A 22,852-nucleotide genomic window follows, 5' to 3' on the forward strand; every position below is an offset into this window, starting at 1 on the left:
TTACGAAAATAAAATTGTATTTTTTAGAATTTTAATATTAATCAATTTGAAACTTTATGAGTTAATTAAATGTGATATTTAAAGAAGGAATTTATGATGAAGTACTCACATGATGGAATTAATGTTAAAAAACAAAAAAACTCTAACTAATTCGTCATGGCGATTTAGTTAGAGTTTTTTTGTTTGAAGTATTCACGAGTATCTACCCTTATTTTTTCAGGTAAAACAATGTCAAGTTCTTTATCTAACCATGCAAGAGTCTTTTTACGGAGAAACTCACGCATGTGTTCTTCTGCTTCAAGCATTACTAAGTTAATTGTACAAGAAGAATTGCTAGGTTCACAAGAATTACAAGCCTCGTCTCGATATAGTAGGCCATTCTGCACAATATTTTTACATTGAAAAATAGGTTTTGGACCTTCGACAGCTTCTATTACATCCCAAAAAGAGATATCTTCTGGAGACTTAGCTAACCTATATCCTCCCTTTACACCTGGGACAGAATTCACAATGTCAGCTTTAGATAATTTACCGAAAACTTTTGAAAGAAATGTTTCAGAAAGTCCTTGAAACTCTGCCAAATCTTTTATTCCAACACTTTCCTTGGAAGGAGTATTAATTAAATAAACTAGGCAATGCAAGGCATATTCAACCCCAACACTATATTGCATATACAAATCACCTGCTTTTTATTTTAAGGGTTATCAAATTGTATCTTAGGACCATTTAGAATTTTAGTCAAATAAAAAAAGGCTCTTTTAGAATAGTATGTATTTCATTTGACAAAAATAATTTCAGAGTTTATATTAAAGACCGAACTAATCGACGATTAATTTAGTCGATAATTAAAACGTAAAAACTTTTAAAAAGGGGAAATACAAATGAACAAAACACTTATCATAAACGCACATCCGAAAGTGGATGATACATCATCAGTCAGCATTAAGGTTCTTAACCACTTTTTAGTATCTTATAAAGAATTAATTCCTAATAATGAAACGATTGAACAGATTAATTTATACGATGATGTAGTACCAATGATAGATAAAACTGTTTTAAGCGCATGGGAAAAGCAAGGAAATGGACAGAAGTTACCTGATGAAGAACAAAAAGTAACAGAGCGTATGTCCGAAATTTTACAACAATTTAAAAGTGCAAATACGTATGTTATCGTATTACCTTTGCACAACTTTAATATTCCATCAAAGTTAAAAGATTACATGGACAATATCATGATTGCACGTGAAACATTTAAATATACTGAAACTGGATCAGTGGGATTACTTAAAGATGGAAGAAGAATGCTTGTTATACAAGCAAGTGGAGGAATCTATACAAATGATGATTGGTATACAGAAGTGGAATACTCTCATAAATATTTAAAAGCAATGTTTAATTTCCTAGGTATTGAAGATTATCAAATCGTTCGTGCACAAGGAACAGCAGTACTAGATCCAAATGAAGTATTACAAAATGCATATAAAGAAGTTGAAGAAGCAGCTTCTAGATTGGCTAACAAATAAATTTTTTCACTGGAAGAATGATGGTTATAATTAAAGACCCCCTCCACCATAAGGCAGAGGGGATCTTTTAATTTCTATTTCAAACTACCCGCAATCTCCGTGAAGATCACCCCAAGTGCATGCGCACCTGCATCAGGATAGCCTAAACTTCTTTCACCAACTGTACCGGCGCGGCCCATGCGAGCTACGATTTCTTTCGTATACTCTGCTCCTTTAACCGCTGCTTCTGCACCTTTTTCGAAGGCAGTTTTCACGTCTGTGCCGTTTGAAGCACTGTCAATCCAAGAATCTACACATGGAGCAAGTGCATCAACAAGTGTTTTATCACCAACTACCGCTCCTCTACCGAACGATCTTTCACCGATAGATTGTATGCCTTGAAGTGCCGCTTGCAATATTTCAGCGAACTCTTTGGCTGTTAACTCACGTTTTTCGCCTGCTGCTTTACTAGCTGCGCGGAATGCTCCGCCCCAAATTGGACCAGAAGCGCCGCCGCAATGTTCCATAATAATCATTGAACAACCGTCAAGGAATGATCCGATCGTTACATTCTCTTGATCTACAATAGAATGCCACTCACGCTTTAATTGCTTAAATCCTTTTGCAACACTCATTCCGAAGTCTCCGTCACCTGCATGTGTATCTAACTCACAGAACGGTACTTCATTTTTAATAATAATGTCACTCATTTTATCAACGAGATAAATCATGTTATTTAATGTAATGACATTATCTTTAATAACAGCGTACTCTTCCGCTGTTTCTATTTCGAAGGAAACTTCCTTCTCTTCTACATCTTCAAGCACATTCACGTACTCTACACTTTGAACTGGTCCATCTACTTTAAACGCTGGTGTATTACACTCTTTCGATAACAACGTTTTTAACTCGTCATCTAACTTCATCACTGTTAAAGACATACCAGCCATATCGATACTCGTCATATAATTACCGACGAATACTCTATTAATTTTAATGTTTCTAGCAGCTAATTCTCTCGTAACTGCGTTGTTAAATAAGTATAGTTCTTGCAGTGGTGTGCCGCCAAAACCATTTACAAGAAGCGCAATTTCATCGCCATCTTTTACTCCTAAATCTTTTATTAAATCATTTGTCATACGGTTAGCTAATTCATCTGCTGACATCGTTTTTTCACGTTTAATACCTGGTTCACCGTGAATACCTACGCCGTATTCCATTTCATCTTCTTCAAGTGTAAAAGTAGGTGATCCGCTCGCTGGAACTGTACAAGAAGTTAATGCTAAACCGATTGTGCGCACGTTAGCCGCTGCTTTTTCCGCTACAGCTTTCACCGCTCCTAAATCCATTCCTGCTTCCGCTGCTGCGCCGGCAATTTTATGCACTAAAATAACTCCCGCAACGCCGCGGCGTCCTACTGTATAAAGACTATCTTCTACCGCAATATCATCGTCTACTTTTACGTAGTCTACTTCAATTCCATCTTCAGTCGCTAAATGCGCACCGTTTTTGAAATTCATAATATCGCCGCTATAATTTTTAATAATTAATAACGTACCTTTTTTACTAGCTGTCTCTTTAATCGCCTGATATACCTGAATTTGTGAAGGAGAAGCAAACACATCTCCGCACACTGCTGCATCCAGCATTCCTTTTCCGACTAGACCTGCATGCGCTGGCTCATGACCACTACCGCCGCCACTAATTAACGTTACTTTATTTTCATTCATTTCTTTCTTCTTAATGACTTTATATTTTTTCAAAAGCTCCAGCTCTGGATGAGCCATAACCATTCCGTTGCACATTTCCATTACTAATGTTTCTGGTTTGTTTATAATTTTTTTCATTGTGCTTCTCCCTCAATTCCTTTAATATATTGTGATATATTTGAAATCTTCTTCTTACTACTCATGTTAAAATGAAAGCGTTTTATAGTAAACGGACAAAATGGACAATCTGTCTAAAGACACCGCTCTCATTTATCCCGCATTAACGGGCAGTAAGACCCCCACCTCAAAATGCAATGAAAGCAAAGAAGTTAGGTGGGAGATCAACTGCCCGTAAATGCCCGATTGGTTCAACTAATAATCAGTGGGGGATGAACCTCCCCACTGATTAAAGTTTCACTGTATAGATAAGATTTTCATATTACTACATTCTAGGGATGATTCAGATGACCTCTTCTATAATTTCTAAAAAGATAATCGCGAATTCATTGAAGTATTTAATGGAAACAGAGTCGTTTCATAAAATATCAGTGAGCGATATTATGTTACACTGTCAAATGCGTAGGCAAACTTTTTATTATCATTTTAAAGATAAATTCGAACTATTAAGCTGGATTTATAAAGAAGAAACGAAAGAAAATATTATAGACTTTCTTGATTATGAAACATGGGAAAACATTTTCGATTTATTATTTGATTACTTTTACGAAAATCAAAAATTTTACCGAAATGCATTTAAAGTCATTGAGCAAAACTCGTTTAATCACTATTTATTTGAGCATACGAAAAACTTATATATGAAGATTATTGATGAACTATCGATGAGCTGTGGATTCAGCCTTTCTGATGAGACAAAAAATACGATTGCCTCCTTTTATAGTCACGGCTTCGTTGGAACGATAAAAGATTGGATTGAAAGCAAGTGCGAAGTAGATCCTTCCATTATGTCTTCTCTCATGAAAAATATGATAAACAATCAATTACTACTATTACTGGAGCAATCAGCAAAGTAATTAAAGGGTGGCAAAAGCAATGAAAAAGATTATGAATGATGTAGAAAATATTGTTCAAGATATGCTGCATGGCTTTTATTTTGAACATAACGACAAAGTGAATTACGATGAAACAAATAACATCATTTATGTAAAAGATATCGAAAAACTGAAGCAAAACGTTGTCATTATAAGCGGCGGTGGTAGCGGACACGAACCAGCTGATATTGGCTATGTAGGAAACGGAATGCTTACAGCGGCCGTAAACGGCAATATTTTCACTCCGCCTACAGTGGAACAAATTACAATGGCAACTCGCCTCATGCCAAAAGATAAAAGTATTTTATTCATCATCAAAAACTTTAAAGATGACGTTGAAAACTTTTTAGCGGCAGAACAAATCGCAAAAGAAGAAGGAAGACAAATTGACCACATCATCGTAAATGACGACGTTTCAATTGAAGATGATGCTTCGTTTAATAAAAGAAGACGCGGCGTCGCTGGTACTGTTTTCGTTCAAAAAATACTTGGTGCGGCCGCTCTTGAAGATCACTCTTTAGACGAACTAACAGCACTCGGCCGTTCTGTCATCAAAAACTTACACACATTAGGAGTCGCCCTTTCACCTGCAAACGATCCAGTACAAGGAAAAGCTTCATTCACATTAAACGACGATGAAGTCTTTTACGGCGTTGGTATTCATGGCGAAAAAGGTTACCGCAAAGAAGCACTATCCTCTTCTGAAATATTAGCGATCGAACTTATGAACAAACTAAAAAGCATTTATCGCTGGAGAAAAGGTGACAACTTCGCCATCCTCATTAACGGACTCGGTGCGACACCATTAATGGAACAATACATTTTCGCAAACGACATTCGCCGTTTATGTGAGCTGGAAGGCTTACATGTGAAGTTCGTAAAGGTTGGTACCCTTCTCACTTCCTTAGATATGAAAGGTGTTTCGCTCAGTTTGCTTAAAATAGAAGATTCGGATTGGGTGAAGTGGTTGAAGACGGATGTTGGAGCGAGTGGTTGGTAACAATAAACTAAACCTTATGATGATTGAACGTTTAGTAATCAAAAGTACTGACTTATATGGAAGAATGTATAAATCTTAGGTATCTGTAAATAAATCGAAGCATACATACTATTTGCAAGTTATCCACCAGTTTCGAAATGCGGTTATCCAATCGGAGAAAGGCACCTTAATGTGTCTTTTTTTTATTTTCAAAAGGACCTGCTCAATTATTGCGTAAAAAACATAAAGTAAATTGAATCCGTTAAAATACATGAGTGACCCCTTGTTTTCCCCTCTTATTAAAGGAGGAACTATTATGGGATTTGGTGGTAGTTGTGGCGGCTGTGGATTTTCTGGCGGCTTTGCTTTATTAGTAGTATTGTTTATTTTATTAATCATAGTTGGAGCTTCTTGCTTCTGCTAAACAAACTATCGGAAAAGACACTCTTATATGGGTGTCTTTTCTTTGTAATAAAAAACTCTCCATAAAGGAAAGTTTTTAGGTTTATACATTCAAGTCATCCAAATTAGTTATTTATACAGCACCTTATCACTTTCGGTCTTTAGTGTGACATACAAATAATCCTTCCCCTACACAAAGTTGCTCAACTAACTTTAATTCCTTAGATCCAAAACTTATATAATTAAAACACTCATCACTATGAGTAATTAACACGTTAAAAAGTTCCTATCCCTTTTCTTATTAGTAAAAATCAGCTCAAAATGAAATTTATTCTCTTCTAAAAACCCTTCAATAAAGTCACCGCGCAAATAAGTTTCAAATACCATATACATAGGAAGTTTGTTAAGTGCACCTATAAATCCTTTAATGATTTCTTCAAATCCTTTATGTTGATTCCAATTCGTCCCCACTCCTATCATAATAGGACGATTTAAATAGATAGGATACGGTGATAATCCTTCATCTTTTAACATATACACTCGTTTTTCATCTGTATGAAAAGCAGGTCGATACTCTTTTAGTAAGTATTGAGATAATTGAACATGTAACATATTTACACCTACCTATCATGTAATACATAAACTATATCTATTAAGTTAGAAAATGCAATGAATTATTCATATTTTACCGTGTTTAAGCGTGGAGAACTAGAATAGATCGTAATCTTATTGGAAGCTTACAGGTCTCCAGGATAATAAATTAACATCGCACCTACAAATGAACAAACTAAACAAAAAATAGCTTCGTATTTTATGACTAAAGAAGAGTTCGTATCAAGCTTTTTCCCCTCTCTTTTACATATCATTTTAAACATTTTAAATAAAACTCTATATATTACATACCCAACAATTGCCCCGAGGGTATTCGTAAATAGATCATCAATATCTGTAATTCTATTATTTAGTAATTGATTTAACTCAATTGCCAATGAAAACAAGAATCCCGCACATACGGTGTTTTTCATTTTTCTAAACTGTGGCCAAATAGTCGGTAATAAAAAACCTAACGGCATAAACAGTACAATGTTCAAAAGATACGTAGTACTACCTGCCGTATCAAATAGAGTCAAGTTAATTTGACTGACACGAATCCACGTTTCATATCTACTTATATCCCATACAGTTGCGATCTGCGTCACCCCATACACTAACGAAAGGTAAAATAGAAAAACATATACCCATAGAAAATGCTCAATAGATATATTTCTTTTCGCTTTAAAATAAAATCCAATTTGAAACACAACACAAAAAATAATAGTAAAGAAATAAGTATACAAATAACTCATCAAAACTCCTGTATGCATGTAGAATCCCCTAACTTTACATTTTCATCTATGACTTTATCGTTTTTAATCTCCTTCTTGATGTAACTCATTTATAGGATAGGAAAAACTTTTAAAATAAAAAATGGGGTAAACATAAAATTTTTCTTAAATCTTCAGTTGGGTTTTATTATTACTCTTCTTAGGAATCCGCCATTGATAGCTAGGCAACAACATGCTTAAACCTAACAATATTATCATTTTTGCACGTAATCCTCGTAGTACTTTAACCGATGAAGCATATATAAAATCATGTGAATCGTTTGTTCAGTTAAAACATGAAATTAAGAAATATATGACGTACTATAATCACTCTTGCTATCAATAGAATTTAAAGAAGATGACTCCTGTTTGCATACCGAAATCATCTTTTTTAGGTTGCCTAACTTTTTTTAGAATGTCCTTTACAAAAGGTACAGATCAAGAGCACCTCATTCCTATTTAAGGGGCTCACGTATACCTTCTCCCCTTAAAATCACCAAAACCCATTTACAAATCTATAAAAGTAGATATAATATCCTTATGGAACCTTTATTAATTTATAAAGCATTGTCAAATGAAACAAGATGTCAAATTTTATCATGGTTGAAAAATCCAGAAAACTATTTCGATGAAAAACCTTATCTAGAGCAAGGCCTTAGCTTTCAAGTTGGAGTGTGCGTAGGAGATATCCAGCTTAAAACTGGCTTAGCCCAATCGGTGATTTCTAGTTATTTATTAACTATGAAAAAGGCAGGATTACTAGACTCTGACCGAATTGGAAAATGGACCTACTATCGCCGAAATGAAAAAAAAATACGAGAGTTTTCTGAATACGTCCAAAACAAATTATAAAATGAAAGCTAATAATCAATCAGCATATCAATTGATTATTAGCTTTCACACATTCTGCTTTTTTACAGGTATCCAATTATTTTTTTATAAAATTGCACTACCTATAAAAGCAAGAAACATAGAAAGGAGAAAATTTTTTAATATATCGCATCTAATTATCTGGATATCTGTTATTGTATTTAAGATTACATAGTCCTGATAAAATTGGCATCCAATCATGCTTGTAATAATGCTTCTTTGTTAATGAATTTACTTTCAAAATACTGATACGAATGGAGAGTTCTATAAATGAAAAAAGTAAATCCTTTACTTATTCTGACACTCGCAATAGGTGTGTTCGGAATTATTACTACCGAGATGGGTATTGTCGGCGTATTACCACAAATCACTCAAAAATTTGGAATTTCAACTACACAAGCTGGCTTTTTAGTAAGTATATTTGCACTAGTTGTTGCTATTTCTGGTCCGTTTTTAATTCTGCTCGTCTCTAGTATTAATCGCAAAATAATTTTATTAACAGCAATTTTTGCATTTGTTATTTCAAATATAATCTACGCTTATACAACACAATTTGAAATCATGCTTATTTTTCGTATTTTACCGGCAGCACTTCACCCACTCTTCTTTTCAATTGCTCTTGTAACAGCTGCTAAACTTGTCCCTCCAGAAAAGAGCGGTCAAGCGGTTACAAAAGTTTTCATGGGAATTACTGTTGGCTTTGCTTTAGGTGTACCACTAACCTCTTACCTTGCAGACCAATTTTCACTCGAAATTGCTTTCTTATTCGGAGCGCTTGTTAACACTCTTGCATTCATTGGAATACTAATCCTAATTCCTTCTATGCCTGTTAAAGAAAAAATGTCTTTCGGCAAACAAATTCGTATACTCGGCAAACCAGGATTATGGTTGAATATTTTAACCGTCACATTCCTTTTTGCAGCCATGTTTTCCGTATACAGCTACTTCGCTGAGTACCTTGCCAAAGTAACTTCCATGAATGGATCTCTCATCAGTATCATGCTATTCATATTTGGCATAGTTATGATTTTAGGCAATCATTTATTTGGTAGTCTCCTGCAAAAAAGTATAGTAAATACAGTAATATTATTCCCTATCCTATATTCTATTGTTTACATATTGGTTTATTATTTAGGTTCCTACCTTGTTCCAATGATTTTTATCGTATTCATTTGGGGAATCGTACATGCTGGTGGATTAATTGTTGGTCAAACATGGTTAATAAGCGAAGCAAAAGAAGCGCCTGAATTCGGTAATAGCCTATTCGTTTCATTCTCAAATCTCGGAATTACTTTAGGAACAACTATTGGAGGCTGGTTCATTTCAAACTTAGGTATTCACCAGCTTATTTGGAGCGGATTCATTTTCACACTACTCTCATTTCTGTTAATTATAATAAAACTAAAATTTTTCAATTCTAATAGCCAAGCTTCATTATCAAGCTAGTACATTTTCAGTTTCAAATTTTATAAACTAAAAAGTATAATGATCAAAGCCTTTAGCCATAATTACGACTAAAGGCTTTTTTGTATATAAAGTGAAACTTTACTCAGTGGGGGGGGTGTTCATCCCCCACTGAGTATTAGCCTTCACCAATCGGGCGTTTACGGGCAGCAGGGCTCCCACCTAACGTCTTTGCTCCAGCTGAATTTTGAGGTGGGAGTTTTACTGCCCACAAATAGCGGGATAAAAATAAATCTAAAAGGAGCTAATTTTATGGAACATAATCAAAATGGAGTACTTGCTTTAATTGTTTTGTTTTTAGGATTAGTGTTTTTTGTTAGTGGAATGGTTTATCATTTATGGGGTTCTTATTAATTTCAACTTTTAGAAAGATAAATAATTTAAAAACTAAAACGTGTATTGTAATTATCGATATGGCATATTTCCAAAAACAACTTAACATGGTAAAATAATATTTGGACGGGAGTCCAATATTATTAAAATTAAGATGGTTCAAGTCGGAGAAAGGCACCTTAGGGTGTCTTTTCTTTTTTGTTAATTAATAGCTTGTTCTCTTCTAGGTAACTCTTTAAAAAATAAATTTTAATAAAAAAGACGCTCATGCAGGATCCTTTCTATCCTCTTCATTATAATCAAGAAGGCACTCTTTCATTATTTTCGTATCTCTCGGTAACCTTTTTTCAAACTTTGACCATCCGTCGAAGATCATTTTGTTTGGCAAAGGACACACAAATCCTGTAATACAATCCCAAAAAGCATCCCAGTTTTCCACGTACAAATTAGGAAACTCAAGCTTCTCTTTAAGAAGTAAATGCAATTCTTTTGCATTATAAATGTTGCTTACATCTATGGTAATAATTGATTCATGTGCATTACTCAATTATATATATAAATCATGCTTAGTTAAATTGGGTTGATTTTATAAGGAGTCAAAAACCTCTAAATGTTTATTTTATAATTATATAAATAATCCTAACATCTCCAAAAATTGATATAATGATACAGTTATTAATAGCAATCAGGGAGATATACAGCATGAACTATACACATATGCCAAAAGAAATAGGAATGATTAAGCGGACTCCATTCACTTCAATACCGAAGAAATTCATCGGTATTGGTAAGATTGTTAAAAAACAAACAAAAGTGGAGCGCCCTACATTAACCCAAGACGAACAAGAAATTATTGAAAACAAGTTACTATGTTCATTTCTTTCTGAAGAGAAGGTATTGATTACTTATTATAGAGATGGTCATTTACTTACTAGATATGTGACTGTAACTGACATAAATCCGATAAAGAATTTAATAACTTGCACTGATGCATCTTATAACAGAGTTTTCCTTAAATTTATAGATGTAATTGATTTGAGATAAAAAACATACAGTTTTTCAAATATATCCAGGAATAAAAATGAAAGAATCTTGTATTCTAGGTTAAATACAGATAGAGAAAAAGTGTAAGTTCTTGTGAGAATTAGCAAGATAAAGGCTGTTTGTTTAGGTTTTGGACTGTCTGTTATCGTTATCGAATTTACAAATACAAAAGAGGAACAGAACACAATAGAGAAAACTAAAGAAGCATTTAGATAATAGTTGAAAACGCCCGATTAAGGACGGCTTCAACTATTATCTAACTTTGATATATTCATACCACCATTTACCACCTGATCAAGTATCCACCCACCAAGTAATCTTATCTAACTCTGTATTAGGTAGGACATCGGTTTGGATATAACACAGTGCAGAAAGTGAATCAACATTAACGCTACCTTTTATTCCTCGTTCTGCCATAGCTTGAATAGCTTCATCTAAGGAGTTAGTATCGAATCCACCTGACTTAACATATTGATATCCACATTAGAACCGCCGTTTCCTTCACAATTCCCAACAGTTTGTCCCGTTAGAGCGTATAGTCATCCCCCCCTCCTTATGGTAATTCCTTTTGTAAATCTTTTTATTTAAATGTATAATTGTATGAAAAGTTCTAAAACTTTGGATCGAGGTGAAAAGCATGAGAAGTTTTGGCTCATTAATGATCTCTACTATCTGCTCAATAATCCTTATAATTTGGAATGCCTATTCCTTCTATGATGGATTCACGATGGGACATACGTATTACTGGGTTAATGGCATCGCAGCTGTTATCTTCTTTCTATTCTTTATCGTAAACATGCGAGAGATCTGCAAGAAAAACTATAGAACCTCAGAACAATAGGAGTTGATACATATGTGGAAAAAAATTAAGAATTATAGATTGAGCTTAAAAGATTTAAAGTTCATGTTATGGCTGTTCGGTATTACATGCTTTATATACAGCTACAATTTCATTGTAGGACTTGCTTTTGTCCACAAATTCCAAGTTTATGATTTAGGTGGTGCTATAGCGACATTCGCCGCATTTATGGATACTAGAAATAGGATTAAAAATAAAAATTATAAAGCAGCTTAATATAAAAAGGATCCTTTGCGGTTTCCTTTTTTCTATGTAAAATAAAAAAGCAGCGAATTCGCTACTTTAATTGTTTGTTGTTTGCTTCTATTTCTTCTTCATTAAATGATTTTTGTACATTTCTTTTTAAATCCAATCCTTTATAAACAAGTTCCTTGAACTCTTTCATAGATAATGGATCATTCAATACTTCCCATAATCCTATCAATTCTGTATATTTAGGTGTCTCCGTAACATACTCGTGTGATTTAACTGTTTCGAAGTGTCTATGGAATTCCCAATGACATTCTTCGCATGCATAGTAGAACCCGGAACACCTGTCATTTACACTCAAACTATTTTCTGTTCTATGGTTTCCTAGCCCCATTGTTATTCCTCGCTTTCTACTTGTAAATTTCTATTTCAATTGAATATGCAATATTTCATATTTAATTATTGTAATATTTCTTTATTAACTACCATTTTCTAGTTCATCATTAATATCCATTGATAAATCAACGTTTGTAATTTAATTACTTATATTAAACCCCGACAAGATACTTTTAAACACTTTATTCAAATAATTATATTGGAATTTCTTGTTCTACACATCTATACGTGTTTTGTGTATTATATAGCAGAAGAGTAAGGTAAGAGTTACTCTTTGCCATTTTAGAAAAGGTTCTGTTGGAGACAACAGGACCTTTTTTGTTCGAATTTCAATAAAACAATTCTTAAATTCCATCTCATTGGAAATAACTATATAATGAAACTGATTAAATATTAGGAGTGCTATTAATGTCTGATATAATCCGTCTCTTAATTATCATGATGATTGCAACCTTTTTATTTTCTTCCATAATAATGGAGTTTAAAAAACCTCAAAAAAGCATGTTTTGGTTCTCAATTGAAGTCTTGTCTCTCCTCGGAGTTTTACTGCTAATAAAGGGATTTTTTATCAATCATATAACATAGTCCCCTGAATAAAATTCAATATTCCGTCAATACTGTAGACAACCGATTAAGTTACTTTCTCCTTGTTCCCCCTTGGAGAACCGAGCAGTTAGCTTTTGCTGACTGTTCTTTTGTTTGAAATTAAAATAGCGTTTTTGTTCCAAATAATGCCCTCATTAATTCGGACACATTTACCATTATTTTTACCAAAAAATTCATGATATCGTTAATTAGTCGAGTACGTCATTACTTGACGATTAACCTTAGGAGCCCCGCAGACAATCGGGATTTCTTTTATTTAAAGCCATTTTCTCTTTTAGGGTGATATAGTCCTTAAGATCTTGTTAAACCAGTGTAATTACGGTTGGAACTTCATTCTGTTTGACACATATCCCCAGGCTATCTGGACATGATAAAAGATGAGGTGACTGACATGAAGGATAAAATATTAGAATTAGTACCAGGATCGGTAAAAAAATTACTACAGAAAAAAGTTAAAGATGGAAACCGATGCATCATTGATTTGGTTGTGGATGATGCAACTGCTTATGGATTTGAACCGGAGCAAGTAATCCCCTGTATCATGGCGGGTTATTATGTTTATGAATCTACCACCTATCCCAGTGAAATGGAGGAAGAATGGAAGCTGAACTTGGTTTTTCATGCGGCCAATCGCTCGGCAATGAAGCTTCTGTCTTATGGGAAGTATAAAGCGAAACAATCTGAAAGTGGATGGATGAGATATACAAATCCATAAGGTTTACTTAACATACCCTAACTAGCTTGGTGAGCATGAGGCAACGTCACATGCCCATCGACTTGAGATTTTGAAATACCCCAAAGTATTTTGGTGAAAAAAAGCAACATTTAAGTTCCTTATGACATTTTTCTAATATAAGTTGTAACATTGCCTAAACAACAACTACCTTGTGGATTGTTTACTTCACAACCACATCGATTTTCTCTTATGTTTTCGCGAATATGCTCTACTGGATTAGGAGTAAGTCCATTTTTCACATATTGTTTGATTTTTTCTTTTGTCCAATCAAAACAATAACAAATTGGTGTAGTTGCTGAGTCATCTTTTTGATTTACAGCTACCTTTATGTCAGATACAAAGTATTTTTTATTATTCGTATCAAAATAGACTACATCACAATCTTCGTTTGAACAAAAATAGTGATTTTCTTTAGCATTTAATGTTTCTAATGCCGATGGTTTAAGCAATGATTTTAGTGTAATCAACTTTACATTCTTAGCTTTATTTTTACATGATGGACAATGACCATTATTTTAAATTTTTATTCCTTTAAGGTTACTACAACAATCTTCCATTATTCTCCCACCTTTACAATTTATTATTTTTATAAATGTTCTTCTACTTTTTTTTCTGAATCTATTAAAGTTCCGATAATAAGATATTGCATCTGTCTCACCTCATATAAAGTATAAACCCTGTGCCATAGTACAGGGTCAAGGAAAGTATTATTTACTATATTATCGATTTACTTTCTTAAAATAAATTGTCATTATTCAATAAGCCTTTTTCAACAATATACTCCGATTGCGAAATTCTAAAACTACATTTAGGGCGATTAACCTTTATCACCTCGTAACTCTTTACTACAACGTTTTACAAAAAATGCTGTTATTAAAATAATAATTCCTATACTCAAAACAAGTAATTGATCGAGTGCAATCACATCACGAAAAATCCAACGAGAAACAAAACCGAAGCTAGACATGCACACACATATAAAACCAAAATAATTTAACCATCTATGTACATTTTTCATTCATCCCCCTCCTTAAACTACATTTTATCATTCCCTCCTGTTTTTAGGTGTGAGTGCTGGCTAGTCGTGTGGTGATACCCCATCGCTATCAAAATAATAAAAAGAAATGCCCCCTAGAATGAAAAAATACGCTATTCTTTCTGTAGAATCATAGGAAAGGATGGCGTTTTTTATGTCTGTTTCTGTGTATGACGAATTACAACTATTTGCTCAAGAGATTCAAAGTTTTTTATCTCCAAATACCTTACGGGATCTTGCTAGAGATGTTGGCTTTGTACAACGAACCAGTAAGTACCAAACAAAAGATTTAGTAGCTTTATGTGTATGGTTGAGCCAAAATGTAGCTATGACTTCTTTAACTCAGTTATCTAGCTGTTTAGAAGCATCAACAGAAGTACTCATCAGTCCTGAGGGACTGAATCAACGGTTTAATAAGGCGGCCGTCCAACTTTTACAACACCTACTAGCCGAACTACTAAGCAAAAAATTGGCCGCATCTATGCCGATTTCTTCTCCATACACTTCTGTTTTCAAGCGTATTCGTATTTTAGATTCAACTGCATTTCAACTCCCGGATGTATTTTCATCGGTTTATCCAGGTGCAGGAGGATGCAGCCATACAGCTGGGATAAAAATTCAACTTGAGTATGATTTGTTAAGTGGACAGTTCCTACATATTCATACTGGTCCAGGTAAACAACATGATCGCACTTACGGCTCTCTGTGTGCCCCAACTATTAGCTTGATGGCGATGGGATCCCGCCAACAAAACGCGAATTTTGTACGCTAAGGATTTTCTAAGTTGAAAAACTTGGGTTTATTGTACGTTAAGTATTAGTGGACATCAAAAATAGTAATGACTAATCCAGATTAACATCCATCCGATTCACAATTAAATATACCAATATGTTAAATGGCTAAATAATACAAACGGTATGAAGAGAATTTCTACTCTTTTCATACCGTTTTAAATTTGTTTATAAGTTTCATACGAAATTCGTGGAAAGGTGGCAGCATCTCTTTTATAAACAAGGCTCAAAAGTTACCATACCTGATAAAGGAAATATTAATGTAACTCTAGTTCCTTTATTCACTTCAGATTCAATGCCAATTTTCATTCCTAATTTGGAGCACAGTTTTTCGCATAGATACAAACCCATTCCTGTACTTTTGCTAAATCTCCTTCCATTCTCTCCAGTAAATCCTTTTTCAAAAACTCTATTTATATCTTTAGTTATTATCCCTACTCCATTATCCTCTATAGTTAGTATTACTGAGTTAGCTTTCTTAATTGAGTATATACGTATCATTTGTTCTTTGTTATTTGAGTACTTTATAGAATTTCCTATTATTTGATTAATAATAAATTCAACCCATTTTCCATCACTATATACGATTTCATCAATATCCTGTATGTCTAATTTTATTCTCTTATGAATAAAATCCCTATAGTTTCTTTTAATTACATTCCTTACTACATTATCAAGGTTGATTGGCTTTATAATATAGTCTTTATTAACGTTATTGCTTCGAGAATAATACAGAACCTGTTCTACAAATCCCTCGATTCGATCCATTTGAGAGTCAATTTTATTAGTTACTTCATTTTGATTATTTTCAATTATTAGCTTTGTAGAAGCTATCGGTGTCTTAATTTCATGCACCCATGTCTCTATATATTCTCTGTAATCTATTTGCATATCTCTATAATATTTTACATTTTCATGCATATCTCTACTTATTTCTTTCAGTATAGCGTTAAGCTTTTCCCCATGTATAAAGTTTGCTTCCTTTACTACCTCTGGAAGTAGGTATTTTTTCTCCAAGTTTTCTAATATACCATTAATCTCATTATAATAATTTTTACATTTTATAGCCATATATGAAACCAATGGAAAAAACCAAATACAAAAGACAAAGAATATTATAATGAACTGAACATTCGCAGTCAGCAATATACCTGCTAGTATAATAAATACCAGTACATTAGATAGTATTACTACCATTTTATCTTTAAAAAATTCACCTATATTCATGGCATTATATACCCTAACCTTCTTCTTGTTGCAATTGGATTTTCTATACCTATCTCTTCAAGCTTTTTTCTTAATCTATTTATATTAACAGTTAAAGTGCTATCATCCACAAAATAATCAGATTTCCATAAGGTTTCCATGAGTGAATCTCTTTTTACAATATTACCGCGATTATTTATTAAGCATGAGAGTATCTTAACTTCATTTTTAGTTAACTCTACAGACTTGTCTTGATAAGTAACTGTTGCATTTGAAAGATTTAAATTAAAATCTCTATAAATTAAGATATTATTCGTCTTTAAATCTCCAGATGTTCTTCTTAAAATATTTGTTACTCTTGCTAATAGTATTTCTGTATTATAAGGCTTTGTTATAAAATCATCTGCTCCTAAATTCATACTTATTAGTTCATCTACATCACTATCTCTGCTTGTAACCATAATGATTGGAACATCTGAAGTTTTACGTATTTCTCTGCATATATAATAGCCATCGAACACAGGAAGATTTATGTCTAGTAATATAAGGTCTGCATTCTCACTTTCTATATATTCGATAATATGATTAAAATCTGTGGGAGCCTTTACTTCATATCCATACTTTATAAAAAAATTTTGTAATTCTTCTCTGATGATTTCATCATCTTCAATAAGAATGATTTTTTTCATGACTTTTCCCTCCCTATACAGAATATAAGGCTATTACATCTTGAGAAACAAGGTGTAATAGCCCTAATAAGCATTATAAAATCAAGTATTACTTTTTACAATATTTTTATACCCGACATATGTCGTGTAGAAATATACTACATAAACTACAAGAAATACTAAGCCAGTCATCAATGCTGGTAAAGTAATATCTATTTCTTGAAACGCGTTAATAAAATCATTGACTACATAAATTCCAACTACAGAATGAATTAGGGCAAGAATAACTGGAAGACTAAAGTATACGAAAGTTTGAATAAAAATTGTTTTGTCGATCATTGTTCCGTTTGAACCAATTCTCTTCAAAGATTTATATCGATCTATGCTATCACTGGCTTCCGATAATTGTTGAAGAGCTAATACAGCCATACTCGTTATTAAAAATACAATACCTATATATATCCCAATAAACAGTATGATAGTTTTCAATCCCTTACTTTCTGCACAAACTTCATCCTTTGATTTGCCTGCTATACGATTAATATTTAATTTCGGTCCATTTTCGTCATAAAAGCCCCGTGCAACGTTATCATATTTTTTATTATATTCTTCTCTATTTCCACCTAAATAATTCACATTAAGTACGGATGCAATAATTTTGTAGTCTGATAAAAACTCATCATTTATAACGATTGTGAAGAAATCAAATTGTTCATCAGAAGTGTAAAGATTCTCTTGCATAATTTTAGCGTTTTTCACCAGATATTCTTTTTCTTTAATATTCACCTTATTGCTATTTTTTAATCTTTCATTTATCGAATTAAACAACCGCTTATTATTTGATAAAAGTAAAACTTCATTGTTATTTAAAGTGATTACCTTTTCACCTTTAAGATTTAAAATTTTATTATAATCAGATACTTTAATGAAATTCATACCGCTTTTCTTATAATCTTTACGTACTTCTGGTACTAAGTCCCCCACAGACATCTCTGTTGGATATACATTATAAGATACATATTTTTCGTTTTTACTTATTTTAAAATTAACTTTATTTAATACGTCTTCTATAGTGTAACTTTCATCCTTATTCTCCAATTTAATACTGGCATCAAATGGTGTTGTTTCTTTCATTCTTGCGTCCATAATTCTGTTAAAGCTTATTCCTGTAGATAAAGCCACCATTGTAAGGCATAACATTAAACAGATTAAAGACATGGATATAAAATTTGTATTAACCTTACTATTTATTTGTTTGATGATAAATATATTTAACCCTTTAAAATAAACTTTTTTATTCTTCTTTACAACATATAATATAAATCCAGATAAACTAAAGAAAAACAGAAATGTACCTAATATACCAAGAATGATTGATACCATGAGCATAGGATTTTTAAAATTCAATCCGATTTTTAGTACAGTCACATATGCATATCCAAGTGACGCTACACACATAATAAATGTGATTACATAGATAAGAGGATTTCTAAATTTTACATCTTCATTTTTTCTACCTGCTGTTAACATATCAATTATTTTGTATTTAGAAACAACATATACATTAAATAACATAACAAGCAAAAACATGATTCCAAAGTATAATACGCTTTTACCTATAGCACCTGTTGAAATTGTAAATTTATATTTATTGATGGGCAATTCAAATAACTTTAATGCAAATGTAGATAATCCCTGTGATACTCCAATACCTATTATAAGCCCACTCACTAAAGATATAACACCAACTAGAAATGTCTCTGTTACTAATATTCTGGATATGTTTCTTCTTCCCATACCTAAAGTCATGTATATTCCTAATTCTTTTTTACGTTTTTTGATTAAGAAATTATTTGCATACAATATTAAACCACCTAATATTACGGATACAAATACTGACACATTTGAGATAACGTTCATTATTGTAGGCACATACTTTCTATCTGAAGCGTTAATTTCCATAAGTGCCTTTTGTGATTCTATTGAGTTAAAGCTATAAAATATACAAACAGCCAGTGTTAGTGTTAAGAAATATATTGCATAATCTTTAAGACTTTTCTTTACATTCCCAATAGCAATCTTAGAATACACTATTATCGTCACCTCCAAGAAGGGTTATAACTTCGATAATTTTAATAAAGAATTCTTTTCTGGAATCATTCCCTCTTACCAACTCAATAAATATTTTTCCATCTTTAATAAAAAGAATTCTACGAGCATAGCTTGCTGTAAATGCATCATGAGTAACCATAAGTATTGTAGCTTTTAAATCCTTATTTAGACTTTCAAATCTTTCGAGTAATAATCTAGCTGATTTAGAATCTAACGATCCTGTTGGTTCATCTGCAAGTACTAAAGATGGATCTGTTACGATAGCTCTTGCCGAAGCAACCCTTTGTTTTTGTCCGCCTGACATTTGATAAGGGTATTTGCTTAATACTTGTTCAATGTCTAAATATTTTGCAACTGCTTGTATTTTTCCATCAATTTTTGAACTTTTCTCACCTTTTATTGTTAACGCTAGGGCAATATTTTCATAAGCAGTAAGGGTATCTAATAAATTAAAGTCCTGAAATATAAACCCTAATTCATTTTGTCTAAACTTATCTAATGACTTTGATTTTAACCGAGTAATGTCACTATTATTTATTATTATTTTTCCCGTAGTAACATTATCAATAGTTGATATACAGTTAAGTAATGTAGTTTTGCCACTTCCTGAAGGCCCCATTATCCCAACAAATTCTCCCTCATCTACCTTAAAACTAATATTATCTATAGCCTTTGTTACATTATCTTTATTACCATAATATTTTTCAATTTTTTCTACACTTAATATATTTCGCATTAATACTTCTCCTTTTTCATTATAAAAATTCTTTAACTCCCATTCATTTATGTAATTCATTTTATATAATTTCATTTATAGTATCGATGGAATTACATTTCATTAACATTACATTTTTGTTATATTGAGTGATGCCTCTACATGTAAGTTATCAGAAATCGCGACAGAAACAGACATAAAAAAACGCCATCCTTTCCTATGATTCTACAGAAAGAATAGCGTATTTTTTCATTTTAGGGGGCATTTCTTTTTATTAGTTTGATACCGAGGTGACGATACCCCTTTATTGTTTTTCAGACTTCGCTTGTTCTAAAATGTATGCTTCTTCTTGTTCCGGTGTCGCTAATTCGTATGCTTTACCAGTGCTGTTATTGTCCCATTCCCATAATAAATTATGCTCCTCAACCGATTGAGAGAAATCGCCTTCATACCAACGAACCAAAATCTTGAGTTACTCTTAGATAAGAAAAAGAAAGAGCTTAGTGAATACAAGTCCATCTATACGATAAAGAATTATTATCTATTGTTTTATGAAGGTTTACAGAAGGGCATCCATGAATTATTAAAAGTTTTACTGCGTTTGTTTTATCTTTTAGAGAAAAACGGGAGAAAATCTCACCGGTACAAGAAGAAAACAGTCTTTGATATCTTAGGCATCGTATACGACTTTACTATGTCTCACAATCATGTAGCATAATCTAAAAAATTGAAACCCGTTAGGGTTTATTTCGTATGCAAATCTTTCAATCACCTAAACTTGCCCTTTTGAAAAAGAAACAATCTCGCCTAAAATTGACTTTGCATAAGCTTAGCTTGATAGCGATGTGGTGATACCCCTATATAGGGCTTTTTCTTTTTTCTCAATGACCAATATTATTAAAATTAAGATGGTTCAAGTCGGAGAAAGGCACCTTAGGGTGTCTTTTCTTTATTTTCAAAAGGACCTGCTCAATTATTGCGTAAAAAACATAAAGTAAATTGAATCCGTTAAAATACATGAGTGACCCCTTGTTTTCCCCTCTTATTAAAGGAGGAATTATTATGGGATTTGGTGGTAGTTGTAGTAGTTGTGGCGGCGGCTTTGCTTTACTAGTTGTATTGTTTATTTTATTGATCATTGTTGGAGCTTCTTGCTTCTGCTAAAAAACTATCGGAAAAGACACTCTTATATGGGTGTCTTTTCTTTGTAATAAAAAGCTCTTCATAAAGGAAAGTTTTTAGGTTTATACATTCAAGTCATCCAAATTAGTTATTTACGCAACACTTCATCACTTTCGGTCTTTAGTGTGAAATACAAATAAGCCTTCCGCTACACAAAGTTGCTCAACTAACTTTAATTCCTTAGATTCAAAACTTATATAATTAAAACACCCATCACCAATTAATACACCTATTCTTAAATCAGAAAATATTAATATAAGTTTATCAACTTCTCTACTTGGTAAAAACTTTAACACATCATCATTAAATTCAATTATGTTTTTGGTGTACTTGCTATATGTTAAAGATTCTACATCATCTAAAACATATATATTCTCATCATATAAATATAACTTGCTTAAAGCTAACACACTTTTGTTCAAAATATTATATTTATTGGGTATCAATACATTATCTTCGAAATCAAAATACTTCTCACTCTTTACTACCGCTGGAAAAGTATCAACGACATAAAAATCGCCTTCTTCTTTAAAATAATACTCGTCAAGCATCTTTTGAAACAATCCCTTAATTTCACTCATTATTTTCAGCAGGTGATACATCCGGCAAATCTTCTTTAAACAGATTAGTATCATTCCATAGGTAACCATATTTTTAAAAGGCCGATTAGTGTGTGTTGATTAAAGTTTCACTTTATTTCTTCGCATCTCTCATGCTGTAATATCCTAAATTGATAATAATCAAGAAATACCCACCCATAATTCCAGCAGCAAATGTCCACATGAAATCATGGTGTTCAATTTCATACATAATAATCGCACCTAGTATCGCGGCTGCAAATCGATTCATCATTCCAAGCATCGGTGCTTTTTCTTTTTTTACAATGCTATCTCCGAACTTTTCAATACGCCTTCCTAAAATCCAAGTACAGTACATGCTCACCAAAAGGCCAATGCTTATCCCTACAAAATGGGTTGAGAAAGGTGTTATATACCATCCCAATAACATCACACCTAGTAAACAATACATTTGTATGTTAAATGATCTTAGTGCCATACGAATCATGCTGTACCCCTTTATCTTTCTCATTGTACTTACGTATCATCAATTCCATCTTTCAGACTTCAAGCTTTCCGATATATCTTTTTTAAAATGAGGAAATTTCATTTTACTCACCATTAAATAAGCGAGTATACATGTGCCAAACGCCACAGAAACTGGATTATTCAAAAAGCATAAAATAAGGAGACACATTGCCGCAAATGGAATGGGCATTCCGATAAACGTTGGGAGTTTGCTTTGTTGTGTGTTAAATCTAGCAAGCCGCAGCATTCCGCAAATACTGTAAGCAAGCGCACATAACATCCCGATAAACTGTAAATCTTTTAAAGAGACACTATATGCAAGAATAGACGGTGCCACACCAAAGGTAACTAAATCCGCAAATGAGTCTAACTCTCCACCTATTTCCGAAACAGAATCAAGTTTCCGAGCGACCATGCCATCAAAAAAATCAAATAGCATTCCTGTAATAATAAAAACTGCTCCCAAATACATATCGTGAACGAGGATAGCGAAAATGGCCAAAAGCCCACATACAAAATTTGCTATCGTAATCATATTTGGTATGTAACTCATAA

The 22,852-nt window shown here is 32.8% G+C and carries 25 protein-coding genes and 6 pseudogenes; 14 read left to right on the forward strand and 17 right to left on the reverse strand.

Going from position 1 to position 22,852, the window contains the following annotated elements; translation table 11 throughout:
- Positions 1–164: 164 nt before the first annotated feature.
- Positions 165–671: an RrF2 family transcriptional regulator gene (locus AC0IXC_RS20935; RefSeq protein ID WP_016101675.1), complete on the reverse strand. Its 507-nt coding sequence runs from the start codon at positions 669–671 to the stop codon at positions 165–167.
- A gap of 210 nt (positions 672–881) precedes the next feature.
- On the opposite strand from AC0IXC_RS20935, the gene AC0IXC_RS20940 reads away from it, so the two are divergent.
- Positions 882–1,523, forward strand: coding sequence for an FMN-dependent NADH-azoreductase (locus AC0IXC_RS20940; protein WP_471653226.1), 642 nt, complete (start codon positions 882–884; stop codon positions 1,521–1,523).
- 74 nt (positions 1,524–1,597) lie between these two features.
- On the opposite strand, the gene dhaK is transcribed toward AC0IXC_RS20940, so the two are convergent.
- Complete coding sequence (gene dhaK, locus AC0IXC_RS20945; RefSeq protein ID WP_471653227.1) at positions 1,598–3,349, reverse strand: dihydroxyacetone kinase subunit DhaK; 1,752 nt, start codon at positions 3,347–3,349, stop codon at positions 1,598–1,600.
- Positions 3,350–3,675: 326 nt separating this feature from the next.
- Between dhaK and dhaS the strand changes: the two genes are divergently transcribed.
- The 3 genes from dhaS (at position 3,676) to AC0IXC_RS20960 (ending at position 5,663) form a co-directional block, all read left to right on the forward strand.
- The gene (gene dhaS / locus AC0IXC_RS20950) at positions 3,676–4,242 is read left to right on the forward strand and encodes a dihydroxyacetone kinase transcriptional activator DhaS (protein WP_002166228.1); all 567 of its coding nucleotides are present in this window, start codon (positions 3,676–3,678) and stop codon (positions 4,240–4,242) included.
- A 19-nt stretch (positions 4,243–4,261) separates the two neighbouring features.
- Positions 4,262–5,260, forward strand: a complete 999-nt coding sequence (dhaQ, locus tag AC0IXC_RS20955) for a DhaKLM operon coactivator DhaQ (RefSeq protein WP_471653228.1) — start codon at positions 4,262–4,264, stop codon at positions 5,258–5,260.
- Positions 5,261–5,555: 295 nt separating this feature from the next.
- Positions 5,556–5,663, forward strand: coding sequence for a YjcZ family sporulation protein (locus AC0IXC_RS20960; RefSeq protein ID WP_000505673.1), 108 nt, complete (start codon positions 5,556–5,558; stop codon positions 5,661–5,663).
- Between the two features lie 126 nt (positions 5,664–5,789).
- Here AC0IXC_RS20960 and AC0IXC_RS20965 read toward each other — a convergent pair.
- Together AC0IXC_RS20965 and AC0IXC_RS20970 are read right to left on the reverse strand one after the other, a co-directional pair.
- A pseudogene (locus AC0IXC_RS20965) lies at positions 5,790–6,253 on the reverse strand (hypothetical protein).
- Between the two features lie 125 nt (positions 6,254–6,378).
- Positions 6,379–7,005, reverse strand: coding sequence for a VanZ family protein (locus AC0IXC_RS20970; protein WP_471653229.1), 627 nt, complete (start codon positions 7,003–7,005; stop codon positions 6,379–6,381).
- 244 nt (positions 7,006–7,249) lie between these two features.
- Between AC0IXC_RS20970 and AC0IXC_RS20975 the strand changes: the two are divergent.
- From AC0IXC_RS20975 to AC0IXC_RS20985, 3 genes and pseudogenes are all read left to right on the forward strand, one after another.
- Positions 7,250–7,351 (forward strand): annotated as a pseudogene (locus AC0IXC_RS20975) (TetR family transcriptional regulator); the annotation flags it as partial.
- 194 nt (positions 7,352–7,545) lie between these two features.
- Positions 7,546–7,857 carry an ArsR/SmtB family transcription factor gene (locus tag AC0IXC_RS20980; protein WP_471653230.1) on the forward strand — a complete coding sequence of 104 codons (312 nt, stop codon included), beginning with the start codon at positions 7,546–7,548 and terminating at the stop codon, positions 7,855–7,857.
- Positions 7,858–8,145: 288 nt separating this feature from the next.
- Complete coding sequence (locus AC0IXC_RS20985; RefSeq protein WP_471653231.1) at positions 8,146–9,321, forward strand: MFS transporter; 1,176 nt, start codon at positions 8,146–8,148, stop codon at positions 9,319–9,321.
- Positions 9,322–9,937: 616 nt separating this feature from the next.
- On the opposite strand, the gene AC0IXC_RS20990 is transcribed toward AC0IXC_RS20985, so the two are convergent.
- Positions 9,938–10,219 (reverse strand): barstar family protein, encoded by a 282-nt coding sequence (locus AC0IXC_RS20990; RefSeq protein WP_033715111.1) that lies wholly within the window; start codon positions 10,217–10,219, stop codon positions 9,938–9,940.
- 155 nt (positions 10,220–10,374) lie between these two features.
- Between AC0IXC_RS20990 and AC0IXC_RS20995 the strand changes: the two genes are divergently transcribed.
- Positions 10,375–10,716, forward strand: a complete 342-nt coding sequence (locus tag AC0IXC_RS20995; protein ID WP_159146308.1) for a YolD-like family protein — start codon at positions 10,375–10,377, stop codon at positions 10,714–10,716.
- A gap of 294 nt (positions 10,717–11,010) precedes the next feature.
- Here AC0IXC_RS20995 and AC0IXC_RS21000 read toward each other — a convergent pair.
- A pseudogene (locus AC0IXC_RS21000) lies at positions 11,011–11,255 on the reverse strand (N-acetylmuramoyl-L-alanine amidase C-terminal domain-containing protein); the annotation flags it as partial.
- Positions 11,256–11,353: 98 nt separating this feature from the next.
- Here AC0IXC_RS21000 and AC0IXC_RS21005 point away from each other — a divergent pair.
- Both AC0IXC_RS21005 and AC0IXC_RS21010 read left to right on the forward strand, forming a co-directional pair.
- Positions 11,354–11,557 (forward strand): hypothetical protein, encoded by a 204-nt coding sequence (locus AC0IXC_RS21005; RefSeq protein ID WP_078176431.1) that lies wholly within the window; start codon positions 11,354–11,356, stop codon positions 11,555–11,557.
- 12 nt (positions 11,558–11,569) lie between these two features.
- Entirely contained in the window at positions 11,570–11,791 is a 222-nt protein-coding gene (locus AC0IXC_RS21010) for a hypothetical protein (RefSeq protein WP_002125677.1), read from the forward strand.
- A 61-nt stretch (positions 11,792–11,852) separates the two neighbouring features.
- Here AC0IXC_RS21010 and AC0IXC_RS21015 read toward each other — a convergent pair whose 3' ends face one another.
- Positions 11,853–12,158, reverse strand: a complete 306-nt coding sequence (locus AC0IXC_RS21015; RefSeq protein WP_002140620.1) for a hypothetical protein — start codon at positions 12,156–12,158, stop codon at positions 11,853–11,855.
- Positions 12,159–13,157: 999 nt separating this feature from the next.
- On the opposite strand from AC0IXC_RS21015, the gene AC0IXC_RS21020 reads away from it, so the two are divergent.
- Entirely contained in the window at positions 13,158–13,481 is a 324-nt protein-coding gene (locus tag AC0IXC_RS21020) for a hypothetical protein (protein ID WP_002110670.1), read from the forward strand.
- Positions 13,482–13,600: 119 nt separating this feature from the next.
- On the opposite strand, the pseudogene AC0IXC_RS21025 reads toward AC0IXC_RS21020, so the two are convergent.
- Positions 13,601–14,059, reverse strand: a pseudogene (locus AC0IXC_RS21025) (putative iron-sulfur cluster-binding metallochaperone).
- A gap of 260 nt (positions 14,060–14,319) precedes the next feature.
- A complete protein-coding gene (locus AC0IXC_RS21030) occupies positions 14,320–14,520 on the reverse strand; it encodes a hypothetical protein (RefSeq protein ID WP_002158997.1) in 201 nt (66 codons plus the stop codon).
- Positions 14,521–14,692: 172 nt separating this feature from the next.
- On the opposite strand from AC0IXC_RS21030, the pseudogene AC0IXC_RS21035 reads away from it, so the two are divergent.
- Positions 14,693–15,262, forward strand: a pseudogene (locus AC0IXC_RS21035) (IS4 family transposase); the annotation flags it as partial.
- Positions 15,263–15,542: 280 nt separating this feature from the next.
- Here AC0IXC_RS21035 and AC0IXC_RS21040 read toward each other — a convergent pair.
- The 5 genes from AC0IXC_RS21040 to AC0IXC_RS21060 form a co-directional block, all read right to left on the reverse strand.
- A complete protein-coding gene (locus tag AC0IXC_RS21040) occupies positions 15,543–16,556 on the reverse strand; it encodes a sensor histidine kinase (RefSeq protein WP_471653232.1) in 1,014 nt (337 codons plus the stop codon).
- Positions 16,553–17,224, reverse strand: coding sequence for a response regulator transcription factor (locus AC0IXC_RS21045; protein WP_097810615.1), 672 nt, complete (start codon positions 17,222–17,224; stop codon positions 16,553–16,555). Before AC0IXC_RS21045 ends, AC0IXC_RS21040 begins: the two co-directional genes overlap by 4 nt.
- An 81-nt stretch (positions 17,225–17,305) precedes the next feature.
- Positions 17,306–19,294: an FtsX-like permease family protein gene (locus AC0IXC_RS21050; protein ID WP_471653233.1), complete on the reverse strand. Its 1,989-nt coding sequence runs from the start codon at positions 19,292–19,294 to the stop codon at positions 17,306–17,308.
- Positions 19,284–20,051, reverse strand: coding sequence for an ABC transporter ATP-binding protein (locus AC0IXC_RS21055; RefSeq protein ID WP_002086075.1), 768 nt, complete (start codon positions 20,049–20,051; stop codon positions 19,284–19,286). Before AC0IXC_RS21055 ends, AC0IXC_RS21050 begins: the two co-directional genes overlap by 11 nt.
- A 283-nt stretch (positions 20,052–20,334) precedes the next feature.
- The gene (locus AC0IXC_RS21060) at positions 20,335–20,493 is read right to left on the reverse strand and encodes a DUF6241 domain-containing protein (RefSeq protein WP_001982172.1); all 159 of its coding nucleotides are present in this window, start codon (positions 20,491–20,493) and stop codon (positions 20,335–20,337) included.
- On the opposite strand from AC0IXC_RS21060, the pseudogene AC0IXC_RS21065 reads away from it, so the two are divergent.
- Positions 20,491–20,748 (forward strand): annotated as a pseudogene (locus tag AC0IXC_RS21065) (IS4 family transposase); the annotation flags it as partial. The gene AC0IXC_RS21060 and the pseudogene AC0IXC_RS21065 sit on opposite strands and share 3 nt — an antisense overlap.
- 344 nt (positions 20,749–21,092) lie before the next feature.
- The gene (locus AC0IXC_RS21070) at positions 21,093–21,194 is read left to right on the forward strand and encodes a YjcZ family sporulation protein (RefSeq protein ID WP_000505688.1); all 102 of its coding nucleotides are present in this window, start codon (positions 21,093–21,095) and stop codon (positions 21,192–21,194) included.
- Positions 21,195–21,319: 125 nt separating this feature from the next.
- Here the strand turns inward: AC0IXC_RS21070 and AC0IXC_RS21075 are convergent, their stop codons facing one another.
- From AC0IXC_RS21075 to pssA, 3 genes are all read right to left on the reverse strand, one after another.
- Positions 21,320–21,814, reverse strand: coding sequence for a hypothetical protein (locus AC0IXC_RS21075; protein ID WP_234705716.1), 495 nt, complete (start codon positions 21,812–21,814; stop codon positions 21,320–21,322).
- A 91-nt stretch (positions 21,815–21,905) separates the two neighbouring features.
- Positions 21,906–22,277, reverse strand: coding sequence for an ATP synthase subunit I (locus tag AC0IXC_RS21080; protein ID WP_012260455.1), 372 nt, complete (start codon positions 22,275–22,277; stop codon positions 21,906–21,908).
- 39 nt (positions 22,278–22,316) lie between these two features.
- Complete coding sequence (pssA, locus tag AC0IXC_RS21085; protein WP_044440278.1) at positions 22,317–22,850, reverse strand: CDP-diacylglycerol--serine O-phosphatidyltransferase; 534 nt, start codon at positions 22,848–22,850, stop codon at positions 22,317–22,319.
- Between the last annotated feature and the right edge of the window lie 2 nt (positions 22,851–22,852).

The sequence above is a fragment of the Bacillus sp. AC266 genome, assembly GCF_979253805.1.